The following is an 18101-nucleotide window of genomic DNA, read 5'->3' as shown; positions in this document are numbered from 1 at the left end:
GCCGACGAATTGGCATGAAATGGACCCCATGACGCACCGGCACGGCTTCTTCGGCCGTCCCCGCGTCGGCCGCTCCGACCCCGGACGCACCCCGTGGCTCGGCCTCGCCGGCACCTGTACGGCGGCGTCCGCCGCGGCAGCGGTCCTGCTCGCGGCGGCGGCCCTGGTGTCCACCGGCCCCGCGGCCGCGGCGAGCGTGGCCTTCGCGGCCGTGATCGTGATCGCGTTCTTCGCCCTGAGCCTCATCGCAGGGCATCTCGTGGGGCGGCGGAACCCGTCGGGGGCCATCGGCGTCTTCGCCGTGGTCTACGTGCTCAAGATCGTCGGCTTCGCCGCGATCCTGCTCTGGATCGGCACCCCGGCCTGGATCGACCGCCCGTGGTTCGGCGCCGCCGGGATCGTGAGCGTCGTCGTCTGGCAGGCGGCCGAGCTCTACCGCTTCAGCAGGCTCCGCCTGCAGATCTTCGACGACGCTCCGGCGGCCGATGGCACCGGTGGCGACGCCGCGCCGTCGTCCGGGAAGGAGGGTCCCCGTGCCTGAGGACACCACGCCCCAGCAGGGCCCCGTCGAGCCTTCCGGCGACGGCGGCTACAACTCCGGAATGGCCGTCTTCAGCTATGTGATTGGCGGGATCGTTGTCTGGAGTTTGATAGGGTGGGGGCTGGACAATCTCCTGAAAACGCGCTGGCTTGTGCTCGCTGGCGCTCTGGTGGGGATTGCCGGCGGCATCTACCTGACCATGAAGCATGGGCTCTTCACGCACCGAACGGGCCCCGCTGAGCATCAGGGCCCAGGCGATGACGCCGAGGCGGACCGTCGCTGATGGAGCACCCGAAAAATTTCACATGTGGGGGTCGAAGCCACTCGCCCCAGCATCTGCCCGACGATGGACACTGCAGAGAGGAATCGCGTTGACCCCGCTCACGCTTCCGGCCGAAGACTCCGGCGCCTTCACCCCGCCCACCCTCGAGGACATGCACCTCCCGGCCATCTTCCCCTGGGGCGCGCACGAGGGCTTCTCGAAGCAGATGCTCATGGTCCTGCTCTCCGTCGTCTTCATCGCCTGGTTCTTCATCGCGGCCTCCCGCAAGGGCCAGCTGGTCCCCGGCAAGCTCCAGTTCGCCGGGGAGTACCTCTACGGGTTCGTGCGCAACTCGATCGGCAAGGACATCATCGGCGGCAAGGACTTCATGAAGTTCGTGCCCCTGCTCTTCGCGCTGTTCTTCTTCATCCTCGTGAACAACATCTACGGCGCGATCCCGTTCTTCCAGCTGCCCACGATGTCCCACGTCGGCGGCGCGTACTTCCTCGCGGCGCTCGTCTACGTGACGTGGATCGGCGTCGGCCTGAAGAAGTTCGGCGCGCGGTTCCTCAAGCTCACCGTGGTCCCCGCGGGGGTGCCGTGGTACATCCTGCCGATCGTCGTCCCGATCGAGATCATCTCGAACTTCATCGTCCGCCCGATGACGCACAGCCTCCGTCTCTTCGCGACCATGCTCGCCGGCCACCTCGTGGTCGCGCTGGCGGGGTCCGGCATCGCGTTCCTCATCGCGCAGGAGAGCGTGGTCCTCAAGGGGACGTCGCTGCTCGTGCTCGTCGGCGCGACCGCGATGTACATGCTCGAGGCGCTGATCATGGTGCTGCAGGCGTACGTCTTCACGCTTCTGACTGCCATCTACATCCAGGGCGCGCTCCACGCGGACGCCCACTGAGACTTCCCCTTCACGGGGGATGAACCGATCACTCAACCCGCCCTCCAGGGCAGCCTGAAAGGAACACAATGACCGGCAACCTCAACCTCGTCGGCTACGGTCTCTCCGCCATCGGCGGTGCCATCGGCGTGGGTCTCGTCTTTGCGGCCTACATCAATGGCGTGGCCCGCCAGCCGGAGGCGCAGCGCGTGCTCCAGCCGATCGCCTTCCTCGGCCTTGCGCTCACCGAGGCGCTCGCGATCCTCGGCCTCGTGTTCGCCTTCGTTCTCTGACCCAGAACACGGCACACACAGCCAGAACCGAGTAGATAGGAGGGGTGCAACACATGCATCAGTTCATTGTTAGCGCCGCCACCGAGGGCGCCCAGAGCCCGCTCATGCCGAGCTGGTGGGAAATCCTGGTCGTTGCTGTCGGCTTCGCCGTCCTGCTCTTCATCGTGGTCAAGTTCGTCGTTCCCGCGTTCGAGAAGACGTTCGCGGAGCGCGCCGAGGCCATCGAGGGGGGCATCGCCAAGGCAGAGAAGGCCCAGGCGGAGGCGTCCGCAGCCCTCGAGGAGTACAAGCAGCAGCTCACCGACGCCCGCACCGAGGCCAACCGCATCCGCGAAGAGGCCCGCGCCGAGGGCGCCCAGATCCTCGCCGAGCTCAAGGAGAAGGCTGCCGCCGAGGCCGCCCGCATCACCGAGCAGGCGCACGTCCAGATCGAGGCCGAGCGCCAGCAGGCTGTTGCGTCGCTGCGCTCCGAGGTGGGCACCCTGGCCACGACCCTGGCCGGCCGGATCGTCGGTGAGTCCCTCGACGACGATGCGCGTGCCGCCCGTGTGGTGGACCGCTTCCTCGACGAGCTGGAGTCCCAGAACGCAGGTGCGGCGAAGTAATGGCAGGAGCATCGAGCGAATCGCTGGCCGCCGCGCTGGCGGACCTGGAGACTACGCTGCCCACGGCCTCGCTGTCGCTGGCGCGGGAGCTCTTCGGCATCCTCGCCGTCCTCGACGGCTCCGCCGGGCTTCGGCGCGCGCTGACCGACCCGTCCCGTGAGGGCGCGGAGAAGTCGGCCCTCGTGCACAGCCTGCTGGACGGCAAGGCCTCGGGCGAGGCCGTGGAGATCACGGCCAAGCTCGCCGCCTCGCGGTGGGCCGGCGCGCGCGACATCAGCGATGCGCTCGAGACCATCGCCTCGACCGTGGCATGCGCCGTGGCCGAGCAGGGCGCGGGGACCGCGAGCGGACTCAGCGGGCTGGAGAAGCTCCAGAACGACCTGTTCGCGTTCAACAACACCGTCGAGGGTAACCACGAGCTCCAGGCCGCCCTGACCGAGCAGCAGGCCTCCCCGGAGGCCCGGCGCACCCTCGCCCTGCGGCTCGTGCCGGAGGCGTCCGAGGAGGCCCGGCTGCTCATCGGCCAGGCGGTGTCCGCCCCGCGCGGCGCCAAGCCGACGGCCCTCGTGGAGAAGTTCGCGTCCCTCGCCGCTGGCCGCCAGAAGCGCTGGATCGCCGACGTCGCCGTCGCGCGTCCTCTGGGCGAGGGGCAGCTGAAGCGGCTCCAGGATGGGCTCAACACCCTCTACGGGCGCGAGCTGAAGATCAACACGACCGTGGAACCCTCGCTCGTCGGCGGCCTCCGCGTGACGGTCGGCGACGAGGTGCTCGATGCCTCGACGGTGACGCGGCTCGGCGACCTGCGACGTCAGCTGGCCGCCCAGGCACGCTGAGGCATCAGCACACTCCGTACAAGACAATCCGGTCATCGCAGCAGTTCCGCTTTCGATGACCACGAGATCAAGAGAGCAGGACTGAAGATGGCCGAATTGACCATCAATGCCGACGACGTCCGCAGCGCGCTGAACGACTTCGCGGCTTCCTACCAGCCCGGCACGGCTGAGCGCGTCGAGGTCGGCCGCGTCACCTCCGCCGGAGACGGCATCGCCCGTGTCGAGGGGCTTCCCTCGGTCATGGCGAACGAACTCCTCCGGTTCGAGGACGGCACCCTGGGCCTGGCCCAGAACCTCGACGTCCGCGAGATCGGCGTCATCGTCCTCGGTGACTTCGGCGGCATCGAGGAGGGCCAGGAGGTGCACCGCACCGGCCAGATCCTCTCCGTGCCCGTCGGCGACGCCTTCCTCGGACGCGTCGTGGACCCGCTCGGCGCCCCCATCGACGATCTGGGCCCGATCGCGGCGGAGGCTACCCGCGCGCTCGAGCTCCAGGCGCCGGGCGTGACCCAGCGCAAGTCGGTCCACGAGCCGATGCAGACCGGCCTCAAGGCCATCGACGCGATGATCCCGATCGGGCGCGGCCAGCGCCAGCTCATCATCGGCGACCGTCAGACGGGCAAGACCGCCATCGCGGTGGACACGATCATCAACCAGAAGGCGAACTGGGCCTCGGGCGATGTCACCAAGCAGGTCCGCTGCATCTACGTCGCGATCGGCCAGAAGGCCTCGACGATCGCCGCCGTGCGCCAGACCCTCGAGGACCACGGTGCCCTCGAGTACACGACGATCGTCGCCTCCCCGGCGTCCGATCCCGCCGGCTTCAAGTACCTTGCCCCCTACGCCGGCTCGGCCATCGGCCAGCACTGGATGTACGGCGGCAAGCACGTCCTCATCATCTTCGATGACCTCTCGAAGCAGGCCGAGGCGTACCGCGCGGTTTCGCTGCTCCTCCGCCGCCCGCCGGGCCGCGAGGCGTACCCGGGCGACGTGTTCTACCTGCACTCCCGCCTCCTCGAGCGCTGCGCGAAGCTCTCGGACGAGCTCGGTGCAGGCTCGATGACCGGCCTGCCGATCATCGAGACGAAGGCGAACGACGTCTCGGCGTACATCCCGACCAACGTCATCTCCATCACCGACGGGCAGATCTTCCTGCAGTCCGACCTGTTCAACGCCAACCAGCGTCCCGCGGTCGACGTCGGCATCTCGGTCTCCCGCGTCGGCGGCGCCGCGCAGGTGAAGTCGATGAAGTCGGTCTCCGGCACGCTGAAGCTGGACCTCGCCCAGTACCGCGACATGCAGGCGTTCGCGATGTTCGCGTCCGACCTCGACGCGGCGTCCCGCCAGCAGCTCACCCGTGGCGCCCGCCTCATGGAGCTGCTCAAGCAGGGCCAGTACTCGCCGTTCCCGGTCGAGGAGCAGGTCGTGTCCATCTGGGCCGGTACGCGCGGCTACCTCGACGACGTCCCCGTCGAGGACGTGCGCCGCTTCGAGGCTGACTTCTTGGACTACCTCAAGCGCAAGACGTCGATCCTGACGACGCTGGCCCAGACGGGCAAGCTCGAGGACGACACCGTCGAGGCCCTCAAGACCGCCGTCACGGAGTTCAAGAAGGGCTTCTTCGGCCAGGGCGACAGCCTGCTGGTCGGCGCCGGGCACGAGGAGCACGATGCTCTTGCCGAAGGCGACGTCAACCAGGAAAAGATCGTCAAGCAGAAGCGCTGATTCCCTGCAGCTGATCGGCCGGGCCGGGGCCCACGGCTCCGGCCCGGCCGGTCGGCGAGGGTGAGGAAAGGACAAGAATGGGAGCCCAGATCCGGGTCTACCGCCAGAAGATTGCCTCGACGTCGTCGATGCGCAAGATGTTCAAGGCGATGGAGCTGATTGCTACCTCCCGCATCGGCAAGGCGCGCGCCCGCGTGGCCGCCTCCCTGCCGTACGCGAATGCCATTACCCGCGCCGTTTCTGCTGTCTCCTCTTCGTCCGAGATCGACCACCCGCTGACCACCGAGCCCACCCAGGTGCGGCGCGCGGCGGTGCTGGTCCTCACGGCAGACCGAGGCCAGGCCGGCGCCTACTCGGCCAGCATCATGAAGCAGGCCGAGTCCCTGGCCGAGCTCCTCCGCTCTGAGGGCAAGGAGATCGCCACCTACCTGGTGGGCCGCAAGGGCCAGGCCTACTTCGACTTCCGCAACCGCCCCTACGAGCGGGTGTGGACCGGCAACACGGACAACCCCGAGTTCGCGACGGCCAAGGAGATCAGCCGCGTGCTGCTCGACGCCTTCGCGACCGCATACGAGGACGGCGGGGTCGACGAGATCCACGTCGTCTACACCCAGTTCAAGTCGATGGTGGTGCAGGTGCCCACCGTGATCCGGCTGCTTCCCCTCGAGGTCGTCGAGGAGGAGGCGAAGGACGCGAAGGAGATCCTGCCCCTCTACGAGTACGAGCCCGAGCCCGAGCAGGTGCTCGACGCGCTGCTGCCGCGGTACATCGAATCGCGGATCTTCGCGGCGATGCTCCAGGCCGCGGCGAGCGAGCTCGCCTCCCGCCAGCGCGCCATGAAGAACGCCGGCGACAACGCGACCGAGCTCATCAAGAAGTACACGCGGCTGCGCAACACCGCCCGCCAGGCGGAGATCACGCAGGAGCTGACGGAGATCATCGCCGGCGCCGACGCGCTCAGCGCCTGAGCCACGGACGCGCTCGTACACACCACCTAGACTGAATCAACGCATCTACTGAAGAAGTGAGAGAGATGACTGCCACTGCCTCTGAAGCGGTTGCGACCGCTGGCGCGACGGGCCGCATTGCCCGCGTGATCGGGCCGGTTGTCGACGTCGAGTTCCCGGCCGACGCGATCCCGGAGATCTACAACGCGCTGACGACCACGATCACCCTCGGCGACCACACGCGCGAGATCACGTTCGAGACCGCCCAGCACCTCGGCGACAACCTCGTGCGCGCGATCTCCCTGCAGGCCACCGACGGCCTCGTCCGCGGCACCAAGGTCGTCGACACCGGCGCCCCGATCTCGGTCCCCGTCGGCGACGGCGTCAAGGGCCACATCTTCAACGTCCTCGGGAAGCCGCTCGACGTCGCCGAGTCGGAGATCCAGGCCGCCGACCACTGGCCGATCCACCGCAAGGCCCCCTCCTTCGCCCAGCTCGAGGGCTCCACCGAGATGCTGGAGACCGGCATCAAGGTCATCGACCTGCTCACCCCGTACATCAAGGGTGGCAAGATCGGCCTGTTCGGCGGCGCCGGCGTCGGCAAGACCGTGCTCATCCAGGAGATGATCACCCGTGTGGCCCGCAACTTCGGCGGCACGTCCGTGTTCGCCGGCGTGGGCGAGCGCACCCGCGAGGGCAACGACCTCTGGGTCGAGATGGACGAGGCAGGGGTGCTCAAGGACACCGCCCTCGTGTTCGGCCAGATGGACGAGCCCCCGGGCACGCGCCTGCGCGTCGCGCTCTCGGCCCTGACCATGGCGGAGTACTTCCGCGATGTCCAGAACCAGGACGTGCTGCTCTTCATCGACAACATCTTCCGCTTCACCCAGGCGGGCTCCGAGGTGTCGACGCTGCTCGGCCGCATGCCCTCCGCCGTGGGCTACCAGCCGAACCTCGCCGACGAGATGGGCCTCCTCCAGGAGCGCATCACGTCGACGCGCGGCCACTCGATCACGTCGATGCAGGCCATCTACGTCCCGGCCGACGACTACACCGACCCGGCTCCGGCGACGACGTTCGCGCACCTCGACGCGACGACCGAGCTCTCGCGTGAGATCGCCTCGCGCGGCCTGTACCCGGCCGTCGACCCGCTGACGTCGACCTCGCGCATCCTCGACCCGCAGTACATCGGTCAGGACCACTACGACACCGCCGTGCGGGTCAAGCAGATCCTCCAGAAGAACAAGGAGCTGCAGGACATCATCGCGATCCTCGGTGTCGACGAGCTGTCCGAAGAGGACAAGATCGTGGTGGCCCGTGCGCGCCGCATCCAGCAGTTCCTCTCGCAGAACACCTACACCGCGAAGCAGTTCACCGGTGTCGAGGGCTCGACCGTGTCCATCAAGGACACCATCGAGGGCTTCAAGGCCATCTGCGACGGCGAGCTGGACCACATCGCCGAGCAGGCGTTCTTCAACGTCGGCGGCCTCGACGACGTCGAGCGCAACTGGGCGAAGATCCAGGACCAGACCAAGTAGCATGGCTGAGCTCGAGGTCGAGATCGTCGCGGCGGACCACTTCGTGTGGTCCGGCCCGGCGAAGATGGTCAAGGCCCGCACGGCGGACGGTGAGATCGGGATCCTTCCCGGCCACACCCCCGTCCTGGCGATCATGCATGCGGGCGACATTGTGATCGAGCCGGTCTCCGGCTCGCGGATCACGGCGACGGTGGACGGCGGCTTCTTCTCCGTCGATTCCGACCGGGTCGTGATCGTCGCCGACAACGCCCAGATCGGCGAATCGGCCGCGGGGACCCGTTAGCCAGACCTCGATGGACGACTCCGCCATTCCGTTCATCGTCCTGGCAGTGGTCTTCGTTCTCCTCGCAGCCCTGCTCTGTGCCCTCGGGGTGCGCCGCGTAGTCCTGCGGCGCACCCTGGGCACGGTCGATGCCTCCATCTCCATGGCCTCCGGGCCGTGGCGGATGGGGGTATGCCGTTATCAGGACACCGAGCTCGAATGGTTCAACCTCCTCTCCCTCAGCCCGCGCGCGCGGCACCGCTTCACGCGCAGCTCGCTGGAGCTCTTGGGGCGCCGATCGCCCACCGAGGCCGAGCGCACCAGGGTGCAGGCCGACGTCGTGATCGTCGAGCTGGCCTACCAGGGCGCGAGCGTGCGCTTCGCCATGGACTTCAACGCCTACGCTGGCCTCGCCTCGTGGCTCGAGGCCGGACCTGTCATCGGCATCGGGACGTGGCGCTGAGCTCCGGGGCATCCTCCCGCGTGATGGCAGCCCCGTCGAGTTTCCCCGGCCGCCGCGCCGCCGCCTCCGGGGCGGGACACCCGTGAACGGCGCCAGGAGGCTCGCCCAGGCCGCGCGGGCCGCCGCCCGCGGCGGCCGTCGCATCCCCTTCACCCTCGCAGTCATCGCCGTGATGTGGATCGCCGGCATCGCCACCGGGAGCATACTCTCCGGCCCGCCGCCGGCGGTGCTCGACGTGGTGGGCGGCGACCTCGGATCTCTGCGCTCCGGCCAGTGGTGGGGCGCCGTGACCTCGATCTTCTTCGTCACGAACCCGGTCGCCTACCTCGCCGCGACCGTGGTGGTGGGTGTGCTCGTCGCCGTGGCCGAGACGGCCTACGGTTCCCTCAAGGCCGCCGCCCTGTTCTTCCTCGGCGACTTCGCCTCCGTCACCGCGTTCTTCGCGGTCACCCAGCTGGCCCGGATCGGGGGCGACGGGTGGCTCGGCTCGATGGTCGACGACCCCGTGCTCGGACCCTATCCCGCCGCCCTGTTCACCGCAATGGCGGCCGCCCCCGCGCTCGGCGTCCTCTGGCGGCGCCGGCTGCGCACCGCCGTGGTGGGCATCGCCGCGATGCTCACGCTCTACGTGGGCCACTCCGAGACCGTGCTCGGCCTCATCGGCGCCCTGCTCGGCATCGCCGCCTCGTGGTGGTCCGCCGGCTGGCGGCACGACTCGCATCTGGCCCTGCCGTCCGTGCGCGAGCGGCGCAACATCGTGGTCGTCGTCGTCACCCTCGCGGCGGTGGGCCCGGTCCTCACGGCGCTGACACGGAGCCCGTCCGGGCCCCTCGCCCTCGTCCGCGACATGGTGCTCAACCCGATGCCCGTCTTCGCCCAGCTCGAGCAGGACTGCGGCGGAGTGGTCGACACCGCGTGCCTCCAGGCGGCGCAGCCGGCCTTCCTCTCGCCCGAGGGCTACGTGACCTCCCTCGTGCCGATGGCCATCCTCCTGATCTGCGCGGAAGGACTGCGGCGCGGGCGGAAGGTTGCGCTGCGCCTCGCGATCGCCGTCCAGCTCGCGGTCGGCGCCCTCGCGGTGGGCTACCTTGCGCTGTTCGTCAGGATGCCGCCTGCGCCGCGCGGGCCGCGGTTCACCGTGCTGGCCTCGGGCTTCCTGCACTTGCTGCCCATCGCCCTGACGGCGGTGGCCCTCGTGGCGATCCTGTGGGCCAACCGCGGCCTGTTCCCCGTGGAGACCGAGCGCGGCATGCGCCGGCGCCTCGGCGCCGTCGGCGGGGCCGTCGCGGGAGGCCTCGTCGTCGCCTACACGCTCCTGTGGTGGCAGGGCGGGGGACTGGGCCGGCGCGAGTCCGCGTGGGGGCTGCTCGCCGAGCTCGTCCGCCAGTACCTGCCCTCGCCCATCCCGAGCAGCTACGGCGCCCTCTTCCGGAACCGGAGCGGCGCGGAGCTCTGGCTCTTCGTCCACAGCGGCCTGATCCTGTGGCTCGTCGCGCTCGTCCTGGCGGCCGTCGTCGTGCTCCGCGGGCGGCAGTCTGTGGGGGCGAGGGACGGCAGCCTCCAGCTCGCCCGCAGCCTCGTGCGGCGCGGCGGCGGATCCCTGTCCTGGATGACGCTCTGGCCGCCCAACCGGTTCTGGTTCGACGAGCACGGGACCGCCGGGCTTGCCTTCCAGCTGCACGGGAGGGTTGCGCTCTCGGTGGCAGGGCCCATCGGGGAGCCGGAGCGCGCCTCGGCGGTCGTCACCGAGTTCATCGCCCACTGCGCCCGCACGGCGCTCGTGCCGTGCTTCTACTCCCTGCCCGCCGACCTGTGGCCCGTGCTGCGGGCGCGCGGATTCCACCGCGTCGAGGTCGCCCAGGAGACCCGCCTGAAGGTCCGCGAGCTCGAATTCGTCGGCAAGGAGTGGCAGAACGTCAGGACCGCCGTCAACCGGGCGGCGAAGCTGGGGGTCAGCGCCGTGTGGACCAGGTACCACCACCTCAGCCCGTCACAGCGCCAGCAGCTCAGCGCGCTCTCCGAGGAATGGTCCGCCCAGAAGGCCCTTCCCGCGATGGGGTTCACCCTCGGGGGCCTCGACGAACTCGACGACCCGGAAGTGCTCCTGTGCCTCGCAGTCGACGCCGAGGGGCGGATCCACGGCGTGACGAGCTGGCTGCCCGTGTACCAGGAGTCGCGGATCGTCGGATGGACGCTCGACTTCATGCGCCGCGGGCCCGGTGCCTTCCCCGGGGTCATGGAGTTCCTCATCGCCTCGGCCGTGACGGAGCTGAAGGGCAGCGTCGAATGGATCTCGCTGTCGGGCTCCCCGCTGGCTGCCGATCCCGCGGGGGAGCGGGCCGAGGTGGACGCCGGGGACGAGCTGCTCTCGAGGCTGCTCAACGCCGTGGGCCAGGCCCTCGAGCCGGTCTACGGCTTCCGCTCCCTCGCGAAGTTCAAGTCGCGCTTCCAGCCCGAATACCACGCGCTCTATATGTACTACCAGGACCCGCTGCAGCTCCCGGCCATCGGCCAGGCCCTCGCCCAGGCCTATCTCCCCGGCCTCACGATGCGGCACCGGATGCGCCTCCTGCGCCAGATGGTCAGCTAATTCGGCATCACCCATGAATGTTTACAGCGCCGGTCAGTAATCGGTCATGAAAAAAGGAGGGGTCCCGAGATTCGGAACCCCTCCTGCGCGTCATGCGCCGGCGTGCAGCTGCTCAGATGGCGCTGACTCCGGTGGCCTGCGGGCCCTTGGCCCCCTGGCCGATCTCGAACTCGACGCGCTGGTTCTCCTCCAGTGTGCGGAAGCCGTTCGCCTTGATCTCCGAATAGTGGACGAAGACGTCCGATTCGGCGTTATCCGGGGTAATGAAGCCGAACCCCTTCTCGGCGTTGAACCACTTGACGGTCCCCTGTGCCATGTCCTGCGTTCTCCTGTGGATTGCAACGAGACGCCGGCACTTGTGTGCCGGCCGGGTTACTCCGCGAGGAGGCCGGTGTTGGCCGGGAACTCCACGCTCGCAACGGTCTTGCGAGCCTGCATTGCATGGAAAACACTGCTACCTACATCAAGACTGGCTCTAGCCAATCATGCCGCGCATTCACGGTCAACGGCATACGCCGTTTCATGCGCGACGGCGGGGAGAAATTCAGGAGAACGCACGGAAAACGTTCCGGCATGGACCTCTGACGGGCTATGAATGGCAAATTCGCCCAGCCGGCGTCAGCGTGCCGAGGGGAGCACCCGGCCAGCGCGGACGACCGCGGCCAGGCCGAGGTCCGGATCCGTGGCCACGATGTCGGCCCGCAGCCCGCGGCGCAGGCTGCCGAATTCGTCGGAGCGGCCCAGGACGGCGGCGGGGACAGCGGTGGCGGAGAGTACGGCGTCGGCGAGCGGCACCCCGGCGGCCGCCGTGCGGGCCACGACCTCGAGCAGGGTGGCCGTCCCTCCGGCAATCGAGCCGTTCGCATCGAGGGTTGCGACGCCGCCGGCCACGGTCACGGGGGAGGGGCCGAGCATGTAGTGGCCGTCGCTGAGCCCGGCCGCGGCCATCGAGTCGGTGACGAGGGCGATGTTGGCCGAGCCGACGAGCTCGAAGACGGTGCGGACGGTCGCGGGGGCGAGGTGCACGCCGTCGGCCACGAGCTCCACGACGGCCGCCCCGGCGGCGGCAGCGCGGAGGCAGGCCGCCACGGGACCGGGGGAGCGGTGGTGCAGCGGCGGCATGCCGTTGAAGAGGTGCGTCACCGTGGGCACGCCCTCGGCACCGTCGAACCCCGCGGCCGTGAGCCCGTCCCGCGCCTGCTCGAGCGAGGCCTCCGCCGTGGCGTCGTCGCAGGCGGTGTGTCCGAGCGAGGGCGTGACGCCGTGGGCCGTCAGGAGGTCGACGAGGTCGGACGCGCCGGGCAGCTCCGGCGCGTACGTCACCGTCGCGAGCGAGCCGTCCGAGACCTCGATGAGCTCCATCGCGAAGTCGACGTCCGGCTCGAGCAGGAAGTCCGGGTTCTGTGCCCCGCAGCGCGCGTGCGAGAGGAAGGGCCCCTCGGCGTGGACACCCGCCACGAGGCCCTCGTCGTCGAGCTGCGAGAAGAGCGCGACGCCGCGGAGCAGGTCCTCGCGCGAGGCGGTGACGAGGCTCGCGAGGAACGTGGTCGTCCCGCGCCCGTGGAGGAAGGCGATGCCCCGCCGCGCCTGCTCCTCGTCCGCCGTCGGGAAGTCGACGCCGGCCGCGCCGTGGCAGTGCAGGTCGACCAGCCCGGGGAGCAGCAGCGCGCCGTCCGGGACGGACACCGACTGGCCGCCGAAGGCCGCGGCATCGAAGTCCGCGGCGGGCCCCGCGTACTCGATGCGGTCGTCCTCGACGGCGACGAGGCCGTCCTCCTCGACGGCGCCGTCGCTCACGATCCGGCCGCGGAGGGTGAGCCGGGTCTGGGCGGTGGAATCCGGGGCAGCGGCGGCGGTCGTCATGCCACTACCTTAGGCGAGCCCGGTCGGGCTCAGAACAGGCGGGACTCCACGTCGTCCACGCCGCGCATCGCGTCGTAGTCGAGCGTCACGCAGTCGATCCCGCGGTCGGCCGCAAGAACCCGCGCCTGCGGCTTGATCTGCTGGGCGGCGAAGATGCCCCGCACGGGCGCGAGCAGCGGGTCGCGGTTGAGGAGCTCGAGGTAGCGCGTGAGCTGCTCGACGCCGGCGATGTCGCCGCGCCGCTTGAGCTCGACCGCGACGGTCGCGCCGGTCGCGTCTCGCGCGAGGATGTCGACCGGGCCGATGGCGGTGAAGTACTCGCGGCGGATCAGGCTGTAGCCCGGCCCGAGGGTCTCGATCTGCTCCGCGAGGAGCCGCTGGAGGTCGGACTCCACCCCGTCCTTGATGAGGCCGGGGTCCACGCCGAGCTCATGGGAGGAGTCGTGCACGACCTCGTGGACGTTGACGATCAGCCGGTCGTCCGTCTTGGCCGACTGCACCGTCCACTGCTCGAGGACGCCGTCCTCCAGCTCGGACTCCTCGGGGGAGACGACGCGGAGGGTGGCCGGCGGGCTCATCCAGTTCAGCGGCTTGTACGACCCGCCGTCCGAGTGGACGAGCACCGAACCGTCCGCCTTGACGACGAGCAGGCGGGTCGCGAGGGGCAGATGGGCCTTCAGGCGCCCCACGTAGTCGACGGAGCACCGGGCAATGACGAGTCGCACCCGAGAACTCTACCGTGGCGCCCACGGACGGCGCGGGCCCCCGGTGGGACGGGCACGAGGCAGTGGGCACGGCAGAATGGAGCCATGCCCCGCTCGAACCGCCCACGACGCCGCCCTGCCGCCGCCCCCCGCAGCGACAGGGACGCCGCGGACGCGCGCGACGGGCGGGACGACTTCAATCCCGAACGCGTGCTCGCCGGGTTCGCCCGGCTCGAGTCCGCGCCGGACGGCGACTGGCGCGTCCGGCAGGTGACGACCCGCAGCGCGGCGAAGGTGTACACGTGCCCTGGGTGCTCGCGCACCATCCCGCCGGGGACGGCCCACCTGGTGGTCTGGGCCGACGACCACCTGTTCGGCGAGGAGGCCGGGATCGCCGAGCGGCGGCACTGGCACACGCACTGCTGGCGCACCCGCACGTACCGCTACCGGTAGCCCCCTTCGATACTGTGGGGACCATGAGCTTCGACCCCGCCTCCTACGTGTTCACCGAGCCCGACGGGCCCGCGGCGATCCGCGCCAACACCGTCCTGCCCGCGCGCCGCGAGAACATCGAGCTGCGCACCGAGGACGGGCTCACGCTCGTCGGGGAGCTGGCCCTGCCGCAGGACACGGAGCCGGTGGCGACCCTCATCACGCTCCACCCGCTGCCGACCCACGGCGGCTTCATGGATTCGCACGTCTACCGCAAGGCCTCCTTCCGGCTCCCCGCGCTCGCGGGCATGGCCGTCCTGAGGTTCAACACGCGCGGGACCTCGAGCGCGCGCGGAACGAGCGAGGGCCAGTTCGAGGAAGGCGTCGGCGAGCGGGCGGACGTCGAGGCCGCGGTGCGCTTCGCCGCCGAGCGCGGGCTTCCGCGCCGGTGGCTCGTGGGGTGGTCCTTCGGCACCGAACTCGCGCTGAAGTACGGGGCCGTGCCCCCGGTCGTGGACGAGATCGATGGGGCGGTCCTGCTCTCGCCGCCGCTGCACCGCGCGGGCGACGCCGACCTCGATGCGTGGGCCGCGTGCGGGCGGCCCCTGACGGTGCTCGTGCCGGAGCTCGACGACTACCTGCGCCCTGCCGAGGCCGTGCAGCGGTTCGCGCGGGTGCCGCAGGCGCGCGTCGTCGGCGTCGAGGGCGCGAAGCACCTCTGGGTGGGCGAGAAGTTCGTGCAGCGGGTGCTGGGCGAGGTCGTCGACGACGTGCTCGGTGAGTCCCCGGAGCTCCCTGCCGTGTGGGATGGGCCGACGGCGACCGCCTCCTGACGGCGGCCGGCGCGCCGGCCGCTCGGGCTAGTGCTGGTCCTGTCTCGTGATGAAGACCTCCCGCATGAGCAGCATCACCGAGGCCGCGGTCGGGATCGCGATGAGCGCCCCGAGCACGCCGAGGAGGCTGCCGCCCGCGATCACCGAGATCACCGCGACCGGGCCGGGCACCGCCACGGCGCGCTGCATGATGCGCGGCGAGATGAAGTACGCCTCGAACTGGAGGTAGGCGAAGTACGCGGCGGCGAGGATGACGGCGGTCTGCCAGCCGCCGGTGAGCGCCACGAGCGAGATGACCGTGCCCGCGACGACGCCGCCCACGAGCGGGATGAACGCGAGGAAGCCGACCATGAACGCCAGGAGCGCGGCGAAGGGCACCTTGAGGATCGTCATGACGATGAAGGCGAAGGCCGCGTTCAGGGCGGCGACGCAGACCTGCCCGATGACGTAGTTGCCCACCGACCGGGTGATCTCCTCGCTGAGCGCCTGCACCCGCACCCTGCGGGAGCGGGGTGCGAGCCGGTAGGCCCACCGCTTCATCGCCGGCATGGCGGAGAGGAAGTAGAGGCTGAGGACGACGACGATGAGCACCCCGAACAGGGAGTTCGCCACCGTGGTCCCGAAGCCGAGGACCCCGCCGAACAGGTTCGTGACGGCGGTCGAGTCCTGGCCGAACTTCTGCAGCTCCTCGGTCACCCGCGTCTTGATGCCGAACTGCTCGTCGATGCTCTTGTAGAAGTCGGAGGCGAGGAAGTCGTTGATCCAGGTCGGGACGTTGTTCACGAGCTGGGTGATCTGGTCGACCATCGTCGGGATGAGCGTGCCGAAGAACGCGCCCAGCACGCCCAGGAGCGCGAGGATCGTCACGGCGATGCCGAGCGCACGGGGGATGCGGCGCGACTCGAGCCACCGCACCACGGGGTCCAGCCCGAGGGAGATGAACAGGGCCGCGAGGATCCACAGCAGCAGCTGGGTGGTGTGCGCTGCGATGTAGTACAGCGCGAGTGCGATCCCCACGCCGACGGTCCCCATGAACCCCACGTAGACGGGGTTCCTGTTCGAGACCCGCGGCCCGGGCTCGCCGAGGCCCCTGTCCTTCGACAGCGGGGCGAGGGGGCTGCCCTCCTCCGCCTCGGCGATGGGCGGCATCTCGAAGCGCACCCGCGGCTGCGCCCCCGGCAGCGGCGTCCGCAGGCGCTGGGCGACCGTGCGCATGAACTCCCTGCCGCCATGGTGCTCGGCCGTGTGCCCGGTCCCGATCACCGGATGCTTGACGGGCGGGTTCGTCCCCGCGGCGGAGGGAGACTCCGGCTCGACTGGTTCGGGCTGGTGGTTCTCTCCCACGCCTCTGCCTTCTGCTAGGTCCGGACAGGCCGGAGGACGACGGGCACCGAGGGCTCGGCTGCGGGTGGGCCGCAGGCCCCCGGGCCCACTGCGCACACCCTACCAGCCGGCCCGATCTGACCCGATGGTCACGATTTGGTTACCATGGACAGGTTCCCTTCCCCCGACGTGAGGTATTCCTGTGCGATTGAAGACCGCAGCCGCGCTCCTGCTGCTCGGCCTTGTAGCCCTCGTGGCCGGCATCGGCCAGCTCACCTGGTGGGCGCCAGCCGACCAAGTGACGGCAACGGTTCCGGCCGGCACCCCGGCCACCCCGCTGACGGTGATCGATGCGAAGCTCAAGGACCTCCGTGGGGAGAGGCGACCCTGACCGTCCACGGCAACGGCAACTACGTGCTGGCCGCTGCGCGCCCCGACGACATGGCCGCCTGGGTCGGCAAGGCCGCGCACACGACCATCGACGGCGCCTCCGATGACGGCAAGGTCCTCAAGGCCACCCACACGGACGGCGAGGCCACCTCGCCGAACCCCGCCGGCGCCGACCTGTTCGCCACCAGCCAGAACGCGAACGGCACCCTCCAGTACCACTGGGACCTCCCGGACTCGGGCGACTGGCAGCTCCTCCTCGCGACCGACGGGAAGGCCCCGGCACCCCAGGACGTGACGATCACCTGGCCGAGCCACGCGACCATGCCGTGGGCTGTCCCGCTCATCGTCATCGGCGCCCTCCTCATCCTCGCGGCCGCCGCCCTGATGCTGCTGCGGCGCCTCCGGGGCGGCCCCGGTGCCCCCCGCATCGGCGGCCCCGACGCGGGCGGCCCGGGCACCGACGGCGAGGACCGGCGTCGTGCGCCCGAGGCCGGCGCGTCCGGTCCGGCGACCGCGGCCATCCCCCCGGTGCCCGGCCAGGCACCCGGCACCGCCGAGCGCACAGCGGACCGCCGCGCGGCGTCCCTGCCGGCCGTGCGGCGCACGCCGGCGGCCCGCGTCGCTGCGGTGCTCTCCGTCCTGCTCGGCGTGGGCGGCCTCGCAGCCGTCCCCGCGCAGGCCGCGACCGCGCCCGCACCCAGCCCCGCCGAGTCGGGGACGCGCGTGGTGGTCGAGGACCAGCTCACGCGCATCCTCGACCAGACCGCCAACGCGGTGCAGGCCGGCGACGACGCGAAGGACGCCGGCAAGCTCGGCGCCCGGGTCGACGGCTCGGCGCTGCTCGCCCGCCAGCAGAACTACAAGGTGCGCGCGGCCGTCTCGAGCGCCCCGGCGATCGCCCCCGTGCGCTCGTCGAAGCTGCTCACCACCGTCGTGACGACCCAGCGGTCCTGGCCGCGCACGATCGTGGCGGTCACCCAGGGGCAGGGCAACACCACCCCGCAGCTGCTGACGCTGCGCCAGGCATCCGCCCGCGAGAACTACAAGCTCATCGAGGCCGCGCCGCTCCTGCCGGGTGCGACCTTCCCCGGGACGCCCAAGTCCGGTACCGACCAGATCGCCCTCGACGACAAGGCGGGCCTCACGGTGAGCCCGAAGGACGCGATTGCGGGGGTGGCCGATCGGCTCTCCAACGCCAACAGCGCCTGGAAGGGCAGGATCCCGGACAACGCCTACATCAAGGACACGTTCGGCTACCAGTCCGACATCGCCAAGGCCGCGGACGCGACGTTCACCTTCAAGCACACGCCCGTCGGCAACGAGGCGGCCGCCTTCCGCGCGGCCGACGGCGGCGCGATCGTGGTCGCACCGCTCGACTTCACGGTCGAGGGCACGCCGAAGGCCTCGGGCGACAAGGTCACCCTCCAGGACGACGCCGCGGCGCTCGCCGGCGGCAAGGAGGCCAGCACGAAGGCGACCCTCACGTTCCGCGAGTCGGTCATGCTCTACATCCCCAAGGACGGCGGCCCGCAGCAGGTCACCCTCATCGGGGCCACCCGGAACCTCTCCGGGGCCAGCGTGAGCTGACGAGGTCCGTCCGGAGTGAGG

Annotated in this window: 20 protein-coding genes; 16 read left to right on the top strand and 4 right to left on the bottom strand. The window is 70.3% G+C overall.

Annotated features, from left to right (window positions below; all coding sequences use genetic code 11):
- Positions 1-28 precede the first annotated feature (28 nt).
- The 12 genes from SA2016_RS12630 (at position 29) to SA2016_RS12575 (ending at position 10948) form a co-directional block, all read left to right on the top strand.
- The gene (locus SA2016_RS12630) at positions 29-541 is read left to right on the top strand and encodes a hypothetical protein (protein WP_174835359.1); all 513 of its coding nucleotides are present in this window, start codon (positions 29-31) and stop codon (positions 539-541) included.
- Entirely contained in the window at positions 534-824 is a 291-nt protein-coding gene (locus SA2016_RS12625) for an AtpZ/AtpI family protein (protein ID WP_066498580.1), read from the top strand. The genes SA2016_RS12630 and SA2016_RS12625 overlap by 8 nt, the downstream gene beginning before the upstream one ends.
- Positions 825-912: 88 nt before the next feature.
- Entirely contained in the window at positions 913-1713 is an 801-nt protein-coding gene (atpB, locus tag SA2016_RS12620) for a F0F1 ATP synthase subunit A (protein ID WP_066498577.1), read from the top strand.
- Positions 1714-1781: 68 nt separating this feature from the next.
- A complete protein-coding gene (gene atpE, locus SA2016_RS12615) occupies positions 1782-1985 on the top strand; it encodes an ATP synthase F0 subunit C (protein WP_066498570.1) in 204 nt (67 codons plus the stop codon).
- Positions 1986-2038: 53 nt separating this feature from the next.
- Positions 2039-2590: a F0F1 ATP synthase subunit B gene (locus tag SA2016_RS12610; RefSeq protein ID WP_066498562.1), complete on the top strand. Its 552-nt coding sequence runs from the start codon at positions 2039-2041 to the stop codon at positions 2588-2590.
- Complete coding sequence (locus SA2016_RS12605) at positions 2590-3423, top strand: F0F1 ATP synthase subunit delta (RefSeq protein ID WP_066498560.1); 834 nt, start codon at positions 2590-2592, stop codon at positions 3421-3423. The genes SA2016_RS12610 and SA2016_RS12605 overlap by 1 nt, the downstream gene beginning before the upstream one ends.
- An 87-nt stretch (positions 3424-3510) precedes the next feature.
- Positions 3511-5148: a F0F1 ATP synthase subunit alpha gene (gene atpA / locus SA2016_RS12600; RefSeq protein WP_066498553.1), complete on the top strand. Its 1638-nt coding sequence runs from the start codon at positions 3511-3513 to the stop codon at positions 5146-5148.
- Positions 5149-5225: 77 nt separating this feature from the next.
- The gene (locus SA2016_RS12595) at positions 5226-6116 is read left to right on the top strand and encodes a F0F1 ATP synthase subunit gamma (protein WP_066498548.1); all 891 of its coding nucleotides are present in this window, start codon (positions 5226-5228) and stop codon (positions 6114-6116) included.
- Between the two features lie 65 nt (positions 6117-6181).
- Positions 6182-7633, top strand: coding sequence for a F0F1 ATP synthase subunit beta (atpD, locus tag SA2016_RS12590; protein ID WP_066498546.1), 1452 nt, complete (start codon positions 6182-6184; stop codon positions 7631-7633).
- 1 nt (position 7634) lies between these two features.
- Entirely contained in the window at positions 7635-7916 is a 282-nt protein-coding gene (locus SA2016_RS12585) for a F0F1 ATP synthase subunit epsilon (protein WP_066498545.1), read from the top strand.
- 10 nt (positions 7917-7926) lie between these two features.
- Positions 7927-8358, top strand: coding sequence for a DUF2550 domain-containing protein (locus SA2016_RS12580; RefSeq protein WP_066498535.1), 432 nt, complete (start codon positions 7927-7929; stop codon positions 8356-8358).
- 82 nt (positions 8359-8440) lie between these two features.
- Positions 8441-10948: a bifunctional lysylphosphatidylglycerol flippase/synthetase MprF gene (locus tag SA2016_RS12575; RefSeq protein WP_066498531.1), complete on the top strand. Its 2508-nt coding sequence runs from the start codon at positions 8441-8443 to the stop codon at positions 10946-10948.
- Positions 10949-11060: 112 nt separating this feature from the next.
- On the opposite strand, the gene SA2016_RS12570 is transcribed toward SA2016_RS12575, so the two are convergent.
- From SA2016_RS12570 to nucS, 3 genes are all read right to left on the bottom strand, one after another.
- The gene (locus SA2016_RS12570) at positions 11061-11264 is read right to left on the bottom strand and encodes a cold-shock protein (protein WP_066498529.1); all 204 of its coding nucleotides are present in this window, start codon (positions 11262-11264) and stop codon (positions 11061-11063) included.
- A gap of 302 nt (positions 11265-11566) precedes the next feature.
- Positions 11567-12811, bottom strand: coding sequence for an N-acetylglucosamine-6-phosphate deacetylase (locus SA2016_RS12565; protein WP_066498528.1), 1245 nt, complete (start codon positions 12809-12811; stop codon positions 11567-11569).
- Between the two features lie 29 nt (positions 12812-12840).
- Positions 12841-13536, bottom strand: a complete 696-nt coding sequence (nucS, locus tag SA2016_RS12560) for an endonuclease NucS (protein WP_066498526.1) — start codon at positions 13534-13536, stop codon at positions 12841-12843.
- 84 nt (positions 13537-13620) lie between these two features.
- Here nucS and SA2016_RS12555 point away from each other — a divergent pair, with 84 nt between their 5' ends.
- Both SA2016_RS12555 and SA2016_RS12550 read left to right on the top strand, forming a co-directional pair.
- Complete coding sequence (locus tag SA2016_RS12555) at positions 13621-13968, top strand: Rv1322 family protein (RefSeq protein WP_066498523.1); 348 nt, start codon at positions 13621-13623, stop codon at positions 13966-13968.
- 23 nt (positions 13969-13991) lie between these two features.
- Positions 13992-14780: an alpha/beta hydrolase gene (locus tag SA2016_RS12550; protein ID WP_066498505.1), complete on the top strand. Its 789-nt coding sequence runs from the start codon at positions 13992-13994 to the stop codon at positions 14778-14780.
- Positions 14781-14807: 27 nt separating this feature from the next.
- Here the strand turns inward: SA2016_RS12550 and SA2016_RS12545 are convergent, their stop codons facing one another.
- Positions 14808-16124, bottom strand: a complete 1317-nt coding sequence (locus SA2016_RS12545) for an AI-2E family transporter (RefSeq protein WP_371326629.1) — start codon at positions 16122-16124, stop codon at positions 14808-14810.
- Positions 16125-16305: 181 nt separating this feature from the next.
- On the opposite strand from SA2016_RS12545, the gene SA2016_RS22505 reads away from it, so the two are divergent.
- Both SA2016_RS22505 and SA2016_RS12535 read left to right on the top strand, forming a co-directional pair.
- A complete protein-coding gene (locus SA2016_RS22505; RefSeq protein WP_306505402.1) occupies positions 16306-16494 on the top strand; it encodes a hypothetical protein in 189 nt (62 codons plus the stop codon).
- Positions 16495-16517: 23 nt separating this feature from the next.
- Positions 16518-18080, top strand: coding sequence for a hypothetical protein (locus SA2016_RS12535; RefSeq protein WP_066498502.1), 1563 nt, complete (start codon positions 16518-16520; stop codon positions 18078-18080).
- Positions 18081-18101: the final 21 nt, after the last annotated feature.

The sequence above is a fragment of the Sinomonas atrocyanea genome (genome assembly GCF_001577305.1).
Taxonomy (GTDB): Bacteria; Actinomycetota; Actinomycetes; order Actinomycetales; family Micrococcaceae; genus Sinomonas; species Sinomonas atrocyanea.
This window is presented reverse-complemented; position numbering and strand designations above follow the sequence as displayed.

What these genes read in the sequence shown, in the direction of transcription:
- SA2016_RS12630 (WP_174835359.1), top strand. Translation starts at nt 29, where the DNA reads ATGACGCACCGGCACGGCTTCTTCGGCCGTCCCCGCGTCGGCCGCTCC.
- atpE (WP_066498570.1), top strand. Translation starts at nt 1,782, where the DNA reads ATGACCGGCAACCTCAACCTCGTCGGCTACGGTCTCTCCGCCATCGGC.
- SA2016_RS12610 (WP_066498562.1), top strand. Translation starts at nt 2,039, where the DNA reads ATGCATCAGTTCATTGTTAGCGCCGCCACCGAGGGCGCCCAGAGCCCG.
- SA2016_RS12605 (WP_066498560.1), top strand. Translation starts at nt 2,590, where the DNA reads ATGGCAGGAGCATCGAGCGAATCGCTGGCCGCCGCGCTGGCGGACCTG.
- atpA (WP_066498553.1), top strand. Translation starts at nt 3,511, where the DNA reads ATGGCCGAATTGACCATCAATGCCGACGACGTCCGCAGCGCGCTGAAC.
- SA2016_RS12595 (WP_066498548.1), top strand. Translation starts at nt 5,226, where the DNA reads ATGGGAGCCCAGATCCGGGTCTACCGCCAGAAGATTGCCTCGACGTCG.
- atpD (WP_066498546.1), top strand. Translation starts at nt 6,182, where the DNA reads ATGACTGCCACTGCCTCTGAAGCGGTTGCGACCGCTGGCGCGACGGGC.
- SA2016_RS12585 (WP_066498545.1), top strand. Translation starts at nt 7,635, where the DNA reads ATGGCTGAGCTCGAGGTCGAGATCGTCGCGGCGGACCACTTCGTGTGG.
- SA2016_RS12580 (WP_066498535.1), top strand. Translation starts at nt 7,927, where the DNA reads ATGGACGACTCCGCCATTCCGTTCATCGTCCTGGCAGTGGTCTTCGTT.
- SA2016_RS12570 (WP_066498529.1), bottom strand. Translation starts at nt 11,264, where the DNA reads ATGGCACAGGGGACCGTCAAGTGGTTCAACGCCGAGAAGGGGTTCGGC.
- SA2016_RS12565 (WP_066498528.1), bottom strand. Translation starts at nt 12,811, where the DNA reads ATGACGACCGCCGCCGCTGCCCCGGATTCCACCGCCCAGACCCGGCTC.
- SA2016_RS12555 (WP_066498523.1), top strand. Translation starts at nt 13,621, where the DNA reads ATGCCCCGCTCGAACCGCCCACGACGCCGCCCTGCCGCCGCCCCCCGC.
- SA2016_RS12550 (WP_066498505.1), top strand. Translation starts at nt 13,992, where the DNA reads ATGAGCTTCGACCCCGCCTCCTACGTGTTCACCGAGCCCGACGGGCCC.